This is a genomic window from Zoogloea oryzae (genome assembly GCF_030161255.1).
Classification (GTDB): Bacteria; Pseudomonadota; Gammaproteobacteria; order Burkholderiales; family Rhodocyclaceae; genus Zoogloea; species Zoogloea oryzae.
Map to the genome: position 1 here is coordinate 1 of NZ_BSPX01000094.1, position 13,559 is coordinate 13,559.

Here is a 13,559-nt window from a genome sequence, read left to right on the forward strand (position 1 = left end):
TCCAGGGCCAGGCAGGTGCGGCCGGTGGCGAGGGCGGCCTCGAGCAGGGCGCGGCCTTCGGTGCCGCGCAGCACCGGGCGCCCGTAACCGCCGCCGCGCCGGCTCATCTCGCGCAGCTGGCGGAACACCTGCATGTCCTCGTCGCGCACGAAGGACGGCGGCTTGAGGAGCGCCTGCTCGTAGTTGTACCACTCGCCGATGCTGCCCGCCGGGTCACCATTTGGGCCGAGGCGGGCCTTGAGCAGGCTGAACTCGGCCTCATCGCCGCTCTGCCACGCGGAGCACAGGTAGAAGATGCCCTCCTTGGCAGGGATCGTCTTGCGCGGTGCGGTGGCCTTGTCGACGCGCTCGCGGAGCGTCTTGGCCCAGTTGAGGATCTCGGCGCGGGGCTTGTCCACCAGCACGCCGGGGCGGCGCGCGGCGAGAATCACCGCGGCTGCGTGCTTGCAGCGGTTGCCCACCGGGCAGGTGCAGCGGGTGGTGAGTTCGATGCTGCTCTTGCCGAAGAACTCCTTGCGGTCGACCCGCACCGATACCCGGTAGGGCGCGGGTTCGGTGCCCTGCACGAGGGCCTGGATCTGGTTGCCGGCGGTCTCGAGGTTGCGCACCCGCCCCACGTAGCCGCGGGCGCGGGTCAGGGCGCTGGCCGAGAACAGCTCGCCCAGCAGGGTGTCATCGATCTGGGCGAGGAGGCGGGCGAGTTCCAAGGCGGCACCGGCAGGACGAAACCGGCGATTCTAGGCGCATGCGGCGATGCGCGAAACCCGCAGTTGAGCCCTATCCGGCGGCGTCCCGCCCGCTGTCGAGGCTGTAGCCGGCGGCGTCGAGCAGGGCCGGCAGCGCTTCGGCCGCGCGCAGCCGGAACCGGAAGCTGACGCGCTCGGAAAGCGGGGTGCCGCCCGGGTTGATCTCGATGGTCGGGATGCCGTTCTCGATGGCCCACACCACCGGCCCGGCGATGTACGGAAAGGCGCTGCCGGTGCCCACCGAGATGATGAGGTCCGGCCCCGCGGCGAGCACCTGCTCGAAGCGATGCACGGCCTGGTCGGGCAGGCTTTCGCCGAACAGCACCACGTCCGGCCGCAGCACGCCGCCGCAGTGGGGGCAGTCGGGCGGGATCGCCAGCCCGGCGTAGTTGTCCACGTGGCGGGCCCGGCCGCAGTCGATGCAGCGCAGCCGGCGCAGGGTGCCGTGCATCTCGATGACGTTGCGCGAGCCGGCGGCCAGGTGAAAGCCATCCACGTTCTGGGTGAGCACGGTGACGCCGCCGTGGAGCGCCTCGAGCCGCGCGATGGCAAAGTGCCCGGCGTTGGGATGGGCGCCGCGGCAGCTCGATTCGATCTGGGAAAGGTAGTGCCAGGTGATGTCCGGGCGGTGGGCGAACATCGCGCCCGAGAGCGCCTGCTCGATGGGCAGGCCGATGTCGGTGAGGGCGCCTTCGTACAATCCGCCCACGCCCCGGTAGGTGGGCAGGCCCGAATCGGCCGACAGCCCGGCGCCGGTGATGAACAGGATGCGCCGTGCGGTCGAAAGCAGGCGACCCGCGGCAGCGATCTGGTCGGCGTAGTCGGCTAAGGTTAGGCTTGTCATTTTTGTATCCGTAGGTTTGAAGCCGCTTACGGCAGCCCCGCGCGGGAAGTTCAGGCGCCATTCTGAGCGTCCCGGCATCGGGGTCAAGGGCCTGGCGGCCAACTCGATCTCCATCATGTGCCAGCTACTTGGAATGAACTGCAACACGCCGACGGACATCTGCTTTTCGTTCGCCGGATTTCAGGCCCGCGGTGGCCTCACCGACATCCACCGGGACGGCTGGGGCATCGCCTTCTTCGAGGGCCGCGGGGTGCGCCTGTTTCTCGACCCCCAGGCCAGCAGCGCCTCGCCCGTGGCCGAGCTGGTGCGCAGCTACCCGATCCACTCCCTCAACGTCATCGCCCACATCCGCAAGGCCACTCAGGGCGTCGTCACCCTGGAGAACACCCACCCCTTCCAGCGCGAGCTGTGGGGGCGCTACTGGGTCTTTGCCCATAACGGGAACCTGAAAGGCTTCGCCCCCGAGCTGCGCGGCGATTTCCGCCCGGTGGGGCAGACCGATTCCGAGTTCGCGTTTTGTCATTTGATGGAAACCCTGCGGGCGCGCTTCCCCGAGGGCGAACCGCCGCTGCCGGTGCTGTTCGAGGCCGTGCGCGAGATCGCCACCGGGATCGGCCGCCACGGCGAATTCAACTTCCTGCTCTCCAACGGCGCCTTCCTGTTTGCCCACTGCGCCTCGCGGCTCGCCTACATCGTGCGCAAGGCCCCGTTCGCCAGCGCCCACCTGAAGGATCAGGACATCACGGTGGATTTCAGCGAGCTCACCACCGCCGGTGACCGGGTGGCCGTGGTGGCCACCACGCCCCTCACCGACAACGAATCCTGGATCACCATCGCACCGGGCACGCTGATGCTCTTCGTCGATGGCGAGCCGGTGGATGCGGGCCCGGCGGGCACCGTCGCCTTCACCGGGAGCGGGCCGGCGAGCTGCGGATGATGCTGATGTCAAAATTGGTAAAAAACTCAAATTTTACAAATTAAAGATGCAGGAATCGCCGATGATCTTTTGTGATCCATCCGGGCTAGAATCGCCGGATATCCTGTAAATACGCGGCCCTCACCCACCCATGCCGACCAGCGCCCCACAAGACTGCCCCCTGTGCTTCCCCGAGCGGGAGAACGTCCTCTGGCAGGACGCCAGCTGCCGCGTGATCCGCGTCGACGATCCCGACTATCCCGGCTACTGCCGCCTGATCTGGAAGGAGCACGTTGCCGAGATGAGCGACCTGTCGCCGGCCGAGCAGCGCCATTGCTTCAACATCCTCATGGCTGTCGAGGTGGCGCTGCGGGAATGCTTCAGCCCGGACAAGATCAACCTCGCCAGTTTCGGCAACGTGGTTCCGCATCTACACTGGCATCTGATACCGCGTTATCTCGACGATCGCCACTTCCCGCAGCCGGTGTGGGGTGTTGTCCAGCGCAAGGGTGGCAGTTCGCCGGCGCCCGTGGTCGATGACGCGCGTCTCGCCCTGGCCGTGCGCAACGCCATTGCCGAGCATCTTGCCGGCTGAACCCGGAGAATCCTTCCATGGCGGACAGCCCACAAACCTATCCCGATCTGCGCAGTGTCGAGCAGTACCGCAAGCTCCTGCGCAACCTGCACACGCTCAACGCGACCGAGAGCCACGCCACCCTGGTGCGGATGCTCGAAGGCCTGCTGGCCAGCCCCCTCGGCCCGGAAGAACAGCTCGAAGTCCTCGAATCCGCCCGCCAGACGATCACCTTCGTCCAGCACGAGATGTCGTCGCGCTACGCGGCCCACCCGCTGCCGCCCGACAGCCAGGAAGACGCCACCCTGCGCCAGGTGGTGCGCCTGTGGACGGCCCTCAGCACCGCCTACGCCCGCCTCGCCGAAAGCGGCAGCGGCAGCGACGAGTTCCGCGCCCAGTGGCCGCTGCTCGCCCAGCGCCGCATCCAGTACCTCGGCCAGGTCATCATCGAATATTTCCGCGCCCACCGGGCCGAACCCCCGGGCGCCTGGAAGGCCGTCCACGCCGCCTTCCTCGAGGCCGAACGGGCCGGCATCACCCACAGCCGGGTGATCGACCCCCTCAACAACACCTGGAAGGCCCAGAGCCCCGACGAGGCCTACATCGCGCTGCTGCTGGTGGACCTCACCAACCCCTACGGCCGCAACCAGCGCGAGCTCAACTGGATCTGCCGCTGGGCCCAGCGCTTCGCCCCCTACTGCATCATGCAGACCAGCTGGGAGAAGGACGACGCCCGTGCCTATGGCCTCGACCTCACCGAAGACCACGGCCTGCGCCCCATCGCGCTGATCGGCGCCCGCCCCGGCATGCGTCGTTTCGACGGCCACAGGCTGGCGGCCCAGATCAAGGCCATGCTCGCCGAGTTCAAGCAGGGCACCACGCCGGCCTCGCTGGGCCTGGGCGACGACTGCTCCCAGCCCGCCTGCGCGCGCCTGCTGGTGTCGCTCTACCGCCCGTGGGGCATGTCGGCCGCCGGCCGGCGCTTCCCCCGCCGCAGCAAGAAGGGCGGCAACAAGATCTGCACCCACTGGGACGGCATCTGCCTGCTGGTCTCGGGCAAGGAATTCGCACCGCCCAACCGTCGCCAGACCATGGGCAGCCGCTACGACATCAACGTGATCACCTTCGGCGCCCGGGTGGACGACGAGGTGCCCGACGTCATCAACCCCGAAGCCGAGGTGCTGCGCCGGGGCTTCGGCCTCGACGACTGGCAGACGGTCGATCATTCGGTGTCGGGCTTCCGCATCCAGCGCAAGCACCCGGGCCAGCGTATCGAGCACCACCAGTTGGTGGGCATCAAGCCGAGCGACGGCAGCCAGTATCTGCTGGGTCAGGTGAGCTGGCTGATGTACGAACCCGACGGCACGCTGATGGCCGGCATCCATCTGCTGGCCGGCCTGCCGTCCACCGTGGCGGTGCGCCCGACCGGGGTGAACATCAACGCCAACGAGCCCTTCTCCCAGGCCTTCATGCTGCCCGAGATCGCCGCGATGCGCGCCCCGGCGACCATCGTCCTGCCCGGCGGCTGGTTCCACGCCGACCGGGTGATCGAGCTGCATCAGGGCGAATCACGCCAGGTCCGGCTCACCAATCTGGTAGCCCGCGGCACCAACTTCGACCAGGCCACCTACGAGGTCGTCAACGTCTGACGTCGGGCGATCGCCCAACAAAAAAGGGTGAGCCGCGGCTCACCCTTTTTTGTGTCAATCCACCAGCCGGCGCGCGGGGAAGCTGGCGGTGAAGCGGCTGCCCCGGCCGGGCTCGCTGTCGATGAGCAGATCGCCCTGGTGGCGGCTTAGCACATGCTTGACGATCGCCAGCCCCAGCCCGGTGCCGCCGGTCTCCCGGGAGCGGCCCCGGTCCACCCGGTAGAAGCGTTCGGTTAGGCGCGGGATGTGCTCCGGTGCGATGCCGATGCCGTCGTCCTCCACGCTGTAATCCACCACCGCGCCGCGCTGGCGCCAGCTGATGCGGATGTGGCCGCCTGCCGGGGTGTAGCGCACCGCGTTGATCGCCAGATTGGCGAACACGCTGTACAGCTCCTTGGCGTTGCCCAGCAGGTGGGCCTTGGGCGGGCATTCGAGGTCTAGCGTGTGCCGGCCGGCCGAGACCACCGATGCCTCCTGGTACACCTCTTCCAGCAGCGCCACGATGTCCACGGGTTCTTCGTGGGCCACCGGGGCGCCGCTTTCCAGCGCCGACAGGGTGAGCAGATCCTGGATCAGCCGCTGCATCCGCCCGGCCTGCTCGAAGGCGAGGCCCAGGTAGTGGTGTACGTCGTCCTTCTCCAGGTCGTCGAGCCCGTCGATCAGGGTTTCGAGAAAGCCCATCACCACCGTGAGCGGCGTGCGCATCTCGTGGGATACGTTGGCGACGAAATCCCGCCGCATGGCCTCCAGCCGCTGGCCCTGGGTGATGTCTTCCGACAGCAGCAGGCGCATGTCCTCGCTGAAGGGCACCACATGGACCATCAGCGTGCGGCTGGTGGGCCGCCCGAGGGTGACGGTCAGCGGCTCGGTGTAGTTGCCTTCCTTCAGGTAGCGGACGAAATCCGGCTGGCGCACGATGTTGGTCACCGGTGCGCCTTGGTCGCGGGTCTGGTCGAGCCCGAACTGCTGCTCGCCCTGGCGGTTGACCCACTCGATGGTGTTGGTGTCGGACAGGAACATCAGCCCGTGGGGCATCGCCTGGCTGGCTTCGCGGAAGCGTTCGAGGGCCGCGGACAGGCGTTCCTGGCGCCGCGAGGCGGTGCGTGCCCGCAGATTGACCTCGGCGAACACGTTGTCCCACAGCCCGAAGGCGCGGGGCAGCGGGGCCGCCTGCTCCACCGGCGTGCGCAGCCAGCGCACCAGCTTGAACAGGTTGTTGATGTGATAGACGCCGGCCGCCAGCAGCAGCGCCGAGAACGCCAGCAGCCCGGCGATGGCGCCAAAAAAGAAGCCCGTCGCTGTCGCCACGATGGCGATGGCGACCAGCACGGACACAACTGCAACGCGGATGTAACTGATGGGTCGGACTGCAGCGACCCCTTCTGCAAGATTTTCCGTCACGGGCTATCGCACCGATGCTGCTTCCTGCTGAGTGGAGAAACGGTAGCCACTGCCGCGCACGGTCTGCACGAGGCTGTCGTGGCCGGAAGGTTCGAGGGCGCAGCGCAGGCGGCGGATGTGCACATCGACGGTGCGCTCCTCGACGAAAACGTGGTCGCCCCACACTTGGTCGAGCAGTTGGGCGCGGGAGTGTACCCGCTCCGGGTGGGTCATCAGGAAGTGCAGCAGGCGGAACTCGGTCGGGCCGAGGGTGATCGGGTTGCCGCCGGCGGCCAGCCGGTGGGTGGCCGGGTCGAGGCGCAGGCCGCCCAGGTCCACCGCGTCTTCGGTGGTTTCCGGGGCGCGGCGGCGCAGCACGGCCTTGATGCGGGCCACCAGCTCGCGGGGCGAGAAGGGCTTGGTGATGTAGTCGTCGGCGCCGGATTCGAGGCCCAGCACCTTGTCGGTCTCTTCGCCGCGGGCGGTGAGCATGATCAGCGGAATGCTCCGGGTGCGCTCCTCGCCGCGCAGGCGCTTGGCGAACTCCACGCCGGACATGCCGGGCAGCATCCAGTCGAGGAGGATCAGGTCGGGCAAGGCGTCGCGGACGATGCGCTGGGCCGTCTCGGCGTCGCCGGCCCGCACCACATGGTGGCCGGCCCGCATCAGGTTGGCGGCGATCAGTTCCTGGATGGCGGGCTCGTCTTCGACGAGCAGGATCGTGGCGGGCATGTAAACCTCGGTGGGAATCACTGGGACGCCGGCAGTCTATTGCAGCTATTTTACCTTTTCATGACAGGTCATCTGGCTGAAATGCGTGGTCCGGCGCCCCGGAACACGCTGGCGGGAGGGCGAAGGAAGCGCCTTCGCGTATCATTGCAGGCTGAACATTTTTTGATGACGGAGCCTCCCATGGCCGGCCTTCACAAGGACGATCCGCTTCCCACCGAGATCAAGCTCCACCAGCTTTCGCGCATCATGGAAATCGCCTTCGACGACGGCAGGCGCTTCGAGCTGAGTTACGAATTCCTGCGCGTGTACTCGCCTTCCGCCGAGGTGCGCGGCCACGGCCCCGGCCAGGAAGTCCTGCAGCTGGGCAAGCGCGATGTCGAGATCCAGCGCGTCGAGCCGGTGGGCAACTACGCGATCCGTCCGGTGTTCTCCGACGGCCACGACAGCGGCCTGTACTCGTGGGACTACCTCTACGACCTGGGCGAGCGCCGCGACGAGCTGTGGCAGACCTACCTGCTGCGCCTCGAAACCGAAGGCGGCAGCCGCGATCCGGCTGCCGTGCCGGCCCCCGCGCCCAAGGCCGGTGGCTGCGGTCACCACCACTGAACAACCGATTCCCGATTCCGATCATGAACGACAAGACCACCCACTTCGGCTTCCAGCAAGTGGCCGAATCCGAAAAGGCGAGCAAGGTCCGCGGCGTGTTTTCGTCCGTCGCCAGCAGCTACGACGTGATGAACGACCTCATGTCCTTCGGCCTGCACCGCCTCTGGAAAGCCTTCACCGTGCAGATCGCCGGCGTGCGCACCGGCGACAAGGTGCTCGACGTGGCCGGCGGCACCGCGGATCTTTCGCTCGCCTTCGCCAAGAAGGTCGGCCCCACCGGCCAGGTGTGGCTCACCGACATCAACCACGCGATGCTCTCCGTCGGCCGTGACCGGGTGGTGGACAAGGGTTTCCTGCTCCCCGTGGCCCAGTGCGACGCCGAGAAGCTGCCCTTCCCCGACAACCACTTCGATTGCGTCACGGTGGCCTTCGGCCTGCGCAACATGACCCACAAGGATCAGGCCATCGCCGAGATGCGCCGCGTCCTCAAGCCCGGCGGCCGGCTGCTGGTGCTGGAGTTCTCGAAGGTCTGGAAGCCCCTCGCCCCGGCCTACGATTTCTACTCCTTCAAGCTGCTGCCGATGATGGGCGAGAAGGTGGCCAACGACGCCGACAGCTACCGCTACCTGGCCGAGAGCATCCGCATGCACCCGGACCAGGAATCCCTCAAGACGCTGATGGAAGAGGCCGGCCTCGCCCGCGTCGAATACTTCAACATGACCGCCGGGGTCGTCGCCCTGCACCGCGGCTACAAGCTCTGAGACCTTCCAGCGCAGGACACGAGATGTTTGCTTCGCCCGCCATTGCCGGCCTCAACCACCTGCTCGCCGACGCGCCCTGGGCGCGGGAGCGGCTGGCGCCCTTTGCCGGCCGCACGGCGGTGTTCCATGTCACGCCCTTCGTCCTCAGCCTGGGCATCGACGGCGGCGGCTGCTTCACCGAATCCGCCACGCCCGAGCCCGACGTGACCCTCGAACTCCCGCTGGCCTCGCTGCCCAAGGCCATCGGCGGCACCGACGCGCTGATGGCTGACATCCGCATCAGCGGCAACGCCGACTTTGCCGACGCCCTCGGCTTCGTGCTGCGCAAGCTGCGCTGGGACGGCGAAGAGGCGCTGTCGCGGCTCATCGGCGACATCGCCGCCCACCGGGCCGTGAACACCGCCCGCGACGTGGCCGCCTGGCATCGTCAGGCCGCCCGCAACGTGGTCGAAAACCTCGTCGAATACTTTGGCGAGGAGCAGCCGCTGGTGGTCAAGAAGGCCGCCCTTGAAGATCTGGCGGGCGACACCGCCGCCCTGCGCGACGACCTCGCCCGCCTCGAAAAGCGCCTCAGGAAGCTCGAAACCCGCTAGGCCGTGCCCCGCTCAGGGGTACAGCCCGCGCATCTGGTGGGCGGCGAGCACGCGCTCGCAGCCCAGCACGAAGGCCGCGGTGCGCAGCGCGATGCCCTTGGCCCGGGCCGCATCCCACACGGCCGCAAAGGCCTCGCGCATGATGCGGTCGAGGCGGGCGTTGATCTCCTCCTCGGTCCAGAAGAACGCGCTGATGTCCTGCACCCATTCAAAGTAGCTCACCGTCACCCCGCCGGCGTTGGCCAGCACGTCGGGGATCACCGTGATGCCCCGCTCCTGGAGGATCAGGTCGGCCTCCGGGCTGGTCGGGCCGTTGGCCCCTTCGGTGATGAGGCGGGCCCGGATGCGGCCGGCGTTGGCGGTGGTGATCTGGTTCTCCATCGCCGCCGCCACCAGGATGTCGGCGTCCACGCCCCAGAAGTCGGCGTTGTCGATGGGTTCGCTATCGGGGGCGCCGATGAGGGTGTGATGGGCGAGGCTCCAGACTTTCGCCGCGCGCACGTCCAGCCCGCCCGGGTTGTGGATCGAGCCGGTGGAATCCTGCAGCGCCACCACCTTCGCGCCGGCATCGGCAAACAGCCGCGCCGCCGCTTCGCCCACGTTGCCGAAGCCCTGCACTGCCACCCGCGCGCCGGCGATGCTCATCCCGATGCGCTGGGCTGCCTCGACGGTGGTCACGAACACCCCGCGCCCGGTGGCGTCCTTGCGGCCGAGGCTGCCCCCCAGGCTGACCGGCTTGCCGGTGACGACACCCATCGCCGTCTTGCCTTCGTTCATCGAGAAGGTGTCCATGATCCACGCCATCACCTGCTCGTTGGTGTTGATGTCCGGCGCCGGGATGTCCTTGTCCTGCCCGAGGAAGATGTTGATTTCGCTGGCGTAGCGGCGGGTGAGGCGCTCCAGTTCGGCCAGCGACAGCGTCTTGGGTTCGACCCGCACGCCGCCCTTGGCGCCGCCGAAGGGCACGTTCACCACCGCGTTCTTCACCGTCATCCACGCCGACAGGGCCATCACCTCGGCGAGGGTCACGTCCGGGTGGTAGCGGATGCCGCCCTTGCCGGGGCCGCGGGCGAGGTTGTGCTGCACCCGATAACCCTCGAAATGTGCCATTTCACCGTTGTCGAGGCGGATCGGAACGTCTACGATCAGCGCCCGCTTCGGCCGGGTGAGGATGGGCGCCAGGGGGCGCAGGTCGGCAGCCAGGTGGGGCTCGACCCGGTCGATCTGGACCAGGTAGGTTTCCCAGGGCCCCAGATGCTCGGCCGACAGGTAGGACGGGATGTGGGCCACGTTGTCCATGATTGTGGATCTCCGGCGGGTTGATTGGCGCTGATCGCTGCTCTGTGCTTTGGTTGCGGGCGGCGCCATTTGGTTTCATCAGTCTGGCATGGGGGCGTGTCGCAATACCGCGCCCGTGCCGGTTTAACGGAATTCCTGCAGAACAATTTCGGCTGCTGCTGCAAAACATCGAAGGTTTGATTGGTTCATCCGGCCGAGGGGCGCCGGTAAGGTCTGACCAAAGGGCGGGCTGCCGGCGGGATGTTCCGGCGCCGGCCGCCGGCTGTTCGATCCCAACATCTCTCCGGATAGGAAAACTCACCATGAAATTCGTAACACCGGCCCTGCTCGTCGGGCTGGCCGTCGTCGGCTGGCCCCTCGCGGCTTCGGCAACCAATGGCTATTTCTCCCACGGCTACGGCGTGCGCAGTCAGGGTGTGGCCGGCGTGGGCATCGCCCTGCCCCAGGACGGGCTCGCTGCGGCCGCCAATCCGGCCGGCACGGCCTTCGTCGGCAACCGGCTGGATGTGGAGGCCTCGCTGTTCCGCCCTGATCGCGGCGCCTCGATCCACGGCAACGCCTACGGCGCCGATGGCGATTATTCCGCCAACGGCAAGCGCCACTTCGTCATTCCCGGGCTGGGCTACGCGCGGCAGGTGTCGCCGGCGCTGGGCGTCGGGCTGGCGGTGTATGGGAATGGCGGGATGAACACCGACTACGGCCGCAACCCGTTTGCGGCCTACGGCGCAACCGGCAAGGCCGGCATCGATCTGGCGCAGCTCTTCGTCACTCCGTCGGTGGCCTTCCGGCCGGCGCAGGGGCATGCCATCGGCGCCGCGGTGACCTTCGCCTACCAGCGCTTCGCGGCGCGGGGCCTGTCGCCCTTCGACAACGCCATGGTGTCGTCGGCCCCGGGCTCGGTGACCGACCGCGGCCACGACAGCGCCACCGGCTGGGGCCTCAAGCTGGGCTGGATCGGCGAGGTGCTGCCGGCCGTGCGGCTGGGCGCGAGCTGGTCGTCGCGCATCCAGATGAGCGAGTTCGACCGCTACAAGGGCCTGTTCGAGGGCCACGGCGGCTTCGACATCCCGGCCTCCTACGGTGTCGGCGTCGCCTGGCAGGCGTCGCCGGCCCTGACCCTGGCGGCCGACTGGCAGCGCATCGAGTACAGCAGCGTCAGGTCGGTGGGCAACCCGCTGTCGGTGCTGTTCAGCGGCGGCCAGCTGGGCGCAGACAACGGGGCCGGTTTTGGCTGGAACGACATCTCGGTGGTCAAGCTGGGGGCCACCTATGCAGTGGACGAGCGCCTCACGCTGCGGGCCGGGGTAAGCCGGGCGCAGCAGCCGGTGCCGTCCAGCCAGACCTTCTTCAACATCCTGGCGCCGGGCGTGGTGCGCAACCACTTCAGCCTGGGCGCCAGCTACCGGCTGGCCGGGGGCGAGCTCAGCGCGGCCTACACCCGGGCGCCGAAGGTCACGGTGGCGGGCGATGGGTCGATCCCGGCCGGCTTTGGTGGCGGCGAAGCCAGCAGCCACCTGCGCGAGGACGTGCTGACGGTGGGCTACACATGGGCGCTGTAAGCGGATGGAGATCGGTATGAGCATCGCGTGGACGGCTTTCACGCCAGGCAGCGCCCTCGCCGGCGGCGCGTTGATCGGCCTGGCGGCCAGCGTGCTGTGGCTGGTCAATGGCCGCGTGGCGGGCATCAGCGGCATCCTCGGCGGGCTGCGCTGGCGGCCGGGCGACCGGGGCTGGCGCCTCGCCTTCGTGGCCGGCCTGCTGGCGTCGCCGGTGGTGCTGGGCTGGCTGGCGCCCGGTATTGGCGAGTTTGCGCCGGCCGCGCAGGGCAGCGCGGAGGTGATCCGGCTGTTCGTGGCCGGGTTGCTGGTGGGCGTCGGCACGCGGCTCGCCAACGGCTGCACCAGCGGGCATGGGGTGTGCGGCCTCGCCCGCCTGTCGCCGCGCTCGCTGGCGGCGGTGGGGGTGTTCATGGGCACCGCCTTTGCGGTGGTGTTCATCGCCCGGCATCTCATCGGAGTCGGGCTGTGAGCGCCCCGGCGGCTTCCGGCCGCAACCCGCTGATCCCGCTGGCGGGGGCGCTCGTCGCGGGGCTCATCTTCGGCGTCGGCCTCATCGTGGCGGGCATGAGCAACCCGGCCAAGGTGCTGGGCTTTCTCGATCTGGCCGGGGCCTGGGACCCGTCCCTCGCGCTGGTGATGGTGGGTGGCATTGGCGTTGCCCGTCTTGGCCTGCTCCTCGGCCGGCGTACCCGGCGCAGCGCGTCGGGCGAGCCCTTCCACGCATCGGGCCACCGGCCGGTGAATCGGCGCCTGCTGGTGGGCAGCGCGCTGTTCGGCATCGGCTGGGGGCTGGCAGGTTACTGCCCCGGTCCGGCCGTGGTGGCCGTCGGTGCCAGCAGTCTGGCGGCGCTGCCGCTGGTGGCGGGCATGCTGATCGGGCTGTGGGTGCGCGGCCCCCGAAAGGCAGACTGACCCGTGACGACGCGCCAGCGGCCCGACTGAGGGCCTACAGCGGCGCCGGCTGGTAGCCGCGGCGGATCAATTCGTCGCGCAGATGGCGGGCGGTGGCCGCCGCGTCGGGGCCGTCGCCATGCACGCAGATCGAGCCGATGGGCGTGGGCAGGCGCTTGCCGCTCACCGAGATCAGCGCCTGCTCGTCGAGCATCGCCGACACATGGGCGAGGGATGCGGCGGCGCCGTGGATCATCGCGTCGGGCCGGCTGCGCGGCACCAGGTTGCCGTCGTCGAGGTAGGCCCGGTCGGCGAAGATCTCGGCCACCACCGGCAGCCCGGCGGCTTCGCCCGCCTTGTAGAGTTCGGACAGCGCCGGGGCGAGGAGGATCAGCGCCGGGTTGTAGGTCTTGATCGCATTGGCGACGGTGCGGGCCAGGGCTGCGTCGGCGCAGGCCATGTTCGACAGCGCGCCGTGGGGCTTCACGTGGCGCAGGGCCAGCCCCTCGACCCGCGCCATGCCGTCGAGGGCAGCCAGCTGGTACAGGATGATCGCCTCCAGCTCGGCGGCCGGGATCGTCATCGGCCGGCGCCCGAAACCCTGCAGATCCGGAAACGCCACGTGGGCGCCGATGCCGGTGCCGGCGGCCTTGGCGAGCTGCAGGGTGCGACGCATCACCAGCGGGTCGCCGGCGTGAAAGCCGCAGGCGATGTTGGCGCTGTCGATGATGGCGAGCAGCTCGGCGTCGCTGCCCATCGTCCAGGCGCCGAAGCTCTCGCCCAGATCGGCGTTGAGGTTGAGGATGCGGGTCATGGGGCGGGGTTTGCGTTGAAGGCTTGGGGTTCGATGTCGTCTTCGTCGCCGCGCACCGCCGCGCCGGCCAGGTTGGCGGCGAGGAGGGCGGCGCTGTCGGTGCCGGCAGTGCCCCGGGGGCGCAGGGCGGCGATCCATTTTGCCAGCCTGCGGGCGGCTTCGGCGCGGGCGGCGGCGGCTTCGGCGGCATCCACG

The 13,559-nt window shown here is 68.8% G+C and carries 15 protein-coding genes and 1 pseudogene; 9 read left to right on the forward strand and 7 right to left on the reverse strand.

Annotated elements, in window-relative coordinates; genetic code table 11:
* Nucleotides 1–707 (reverse strand): SWIM zinc finger family protein (locus QQK25_RS20375; RefSeq protein ID WP_284189607.1); only part of this gene is annotated, 707 nt, incomplete at its 3' end.
* Between the two features lie 70 nt (nt 708–777).
* Complete coding sequence (locus QQK25_RS20380) at nt 778–1,590, reverse strand: SIR2 family NAD-dependent protein deacylase (RefSeq protein ID WP_284189608.1); 813 nt, start codon at nt 1,588–1,590, stop codon at nt 778–780.
* A 115-nt stretch (nt 1,591–1,705) separates the two neighbouring features.
* Between QQK25_RS20380 and QQK25_RS20385 the strand changes: the two genes are divergently transcribed.
* From QQK25_RS20385 to QQK25_RS20395, 3 genes are all read left to right on the forward strand, one after another.
* On the forward strand, nt 1,706–2,527 hold the full coding sequence (locus QQK25_RS20385) for a class II glutamine amidotransferase (RefSeq protein ID WP_284189609.1): 822 nt from the start codon (nt 1,706–1,708) through the stop codon (nt 2,525–2,527).
* A gap of 130 nt (nt 2,528–2,657) precedes the next feature.
* Nucleotides 2,658–3,101, forward strand: coding sequence for an HIT family protein (locus QQK25_RS20390; protein ID WP_153162564.1), 444 nt, complete (start codon nt 2,658–2,660; stop codon nt 3,099–3,101).
* Nucleotides 3,102–3,118: 17 nt separating this feature from the next.
* Nucleotides 3,119–4,729: a cyclic-di-GMP receptor FimW-related protein gene (locus QQK25_RS20395; protein ID WP_284189610.1), complete on the forward strand. Its 1,611-nt coding sequence runs from the start codon at nt 3,119–3,121 to the stop codon at nt 4,727–4,729.
* 54 nt (nt 4,730–4,783) lie between these two features.
* Here the strand turns inward: QQK25_RS20395 and phoR are convergent, their stop codons facing one another.
* Entirely contained in the window at nt 4,784–6,058 is a 1,275-nt protein-coding gene (gene phoR, locus QQK25_RS20400) for a phosphate regulon sensor histidine kinase PhoR (RefSeq protein WP_284189611.1), read from the reverse strand.
* Between the two features lie 75 nt (nt 6,059–6,133).
* A complete protein-coding gene (phoB, locus tag QQK25_RS20405; protein WP_284189612.1) occupies nt 6,134–6,841 on the reverse strand; it encodes a phosphate regulon transcriptional regulator PhoB in 708 nt (235 codons plus the stop codon).
* A 180-nt stretch (nt 6,842–7,021) separates the two neighbouring features.
* Between phoB and QQK25_RS20410 the strand changes: the two genes are divergently transcribed.
* The 3 genes from QQK25_RS20410 to QQK25_RS20420 are packed head-to-tail and all read left to right on the forward strand — an operon-like array spanning nt 7,022 to nt 8,801.
* Nucleotides 7,022–7,447, forward strand: a complete 426-nt coding sequence (locus QQK25_RS20410; RefSeq protein ID WP_284189613.1) for a gamma-butyrobetaine hydroxylase family protein — start codon at nt 7,022–7,024, stop codon at nt 7,445–7,447.
* A gap of 23 nt (nt 7,448–7,470) precedes the next feature.
* Entirely contained in the window at nt 7,471–8,208 is a 738-nt protein-coding gene (gene ubiE / locus QQK25_RS20415) for a bifunctional demethylmenaquinone methyltransferase/2-methoxy-6-polyprenyl-1,4-benzoquinol methylase UbiE (RefSeq protein WP_153162559.1), read from the forward strand.
* Nucleotides 8,209–8,231: 23 nt separating this feature from the next.
* Nucleotides 8,232–8,801 (forward strand): ubiquinone biosynthesis accessory factor UbiJ, encoded by a 570-nt coding sequence (locus QQK25_RS20420; RefSeq protein ID WP_284189614.1) that lies wholly within the window; start codon nt 8,232–8,234, stop codon nt 8,799–8,801.
* Between the two features lie 12 nt (nt 8,802–8,813).
* Here QQK25_RS20420 and QQK25_RS20425 read toward each other — a convergent pair whose 3' ends face one another.
* A complete protein-coding gene (locus QQK25_RS20425; protein WP_284189615.1) occupies nt 8,814–10,100 on the reverse strand; it encodes a Glu/Leu/Phe/Val family dehydrogenase in 1,287 nt (428 codons plus the stop codon).
* Between the two features lie 302 nt (nt 10,101–10,402).
* Here QQK25_RS20425 and QQK25_RS20430 point away from each other — a divergent pair, with 302 nt between their 5' ends.
* The 3 genes from QQK25_RS20430 to QQK25_RS20440 are packed head-to-tail and all read left to right on the forward strand — an operon-like array spanning nt 10,403 to nt 12,571.
* Nucleotides 10,403–11,659 (forward strand): OmpP1/FadL family transporter, encoded by a 1,257-nt coding sequence (locus QQK25_RS20430; protein ID WP_284189616.1) that lies wholly within the window; start codon nt 10,403–10,405, stop codon nt 11,657–11,659.
* 16 nt (nt 11,660–11,675) lie between these two features.
* Nucleotides 11,676–12,128 (forward strand): YeeE/YedE family protein, encoded by a 453-nt coding sequence (locus QQK25_RS20435; RefSeq protein ID WP_284189617.1) that lies wholly within the window; start codon nt 11,676–11,678, stop codon nt 12,126–12,128.
* A complete protein-coding gene (locus QQK25_RS20440) occupies nt 12,125–12,571 on the forward strand; it encodes a DUF6691 family protein (protein WP_284189618.1) in 447 nt (148 codons plus the stop codon). Before QQK25_RS20435 ends, QQK25_RS20440 begins: the two co-directional genes overlap by 4 nt.
* Before the next feature lie 34 nt (nt 12,572–12,605).
* On the opposite strand, the gene QQK25_RS20445 is transcribed toward QQK25_RS20440, so the two are convergent.
* On the reverse strand, nt 12,606–13,364 hold the full coding sequence (locus QQK25_RS20445; RefSeq protein ID WP_284189619.1) for a LamB/YcsF family protein: 759 nt from the start codon (nt 13,362–13,364) through the stop codon (nt 12,606–12,608).
* Nucleotides 13,361–13,559, reverse strand: a pseudogene (locus tag QQK25_RS20450) (hypothetical protein); the annotation flags it as partial. The pseudogene QQK25_RS20450 and the gene QQK25_RS20445, both read right to left, overlap by 4 nt.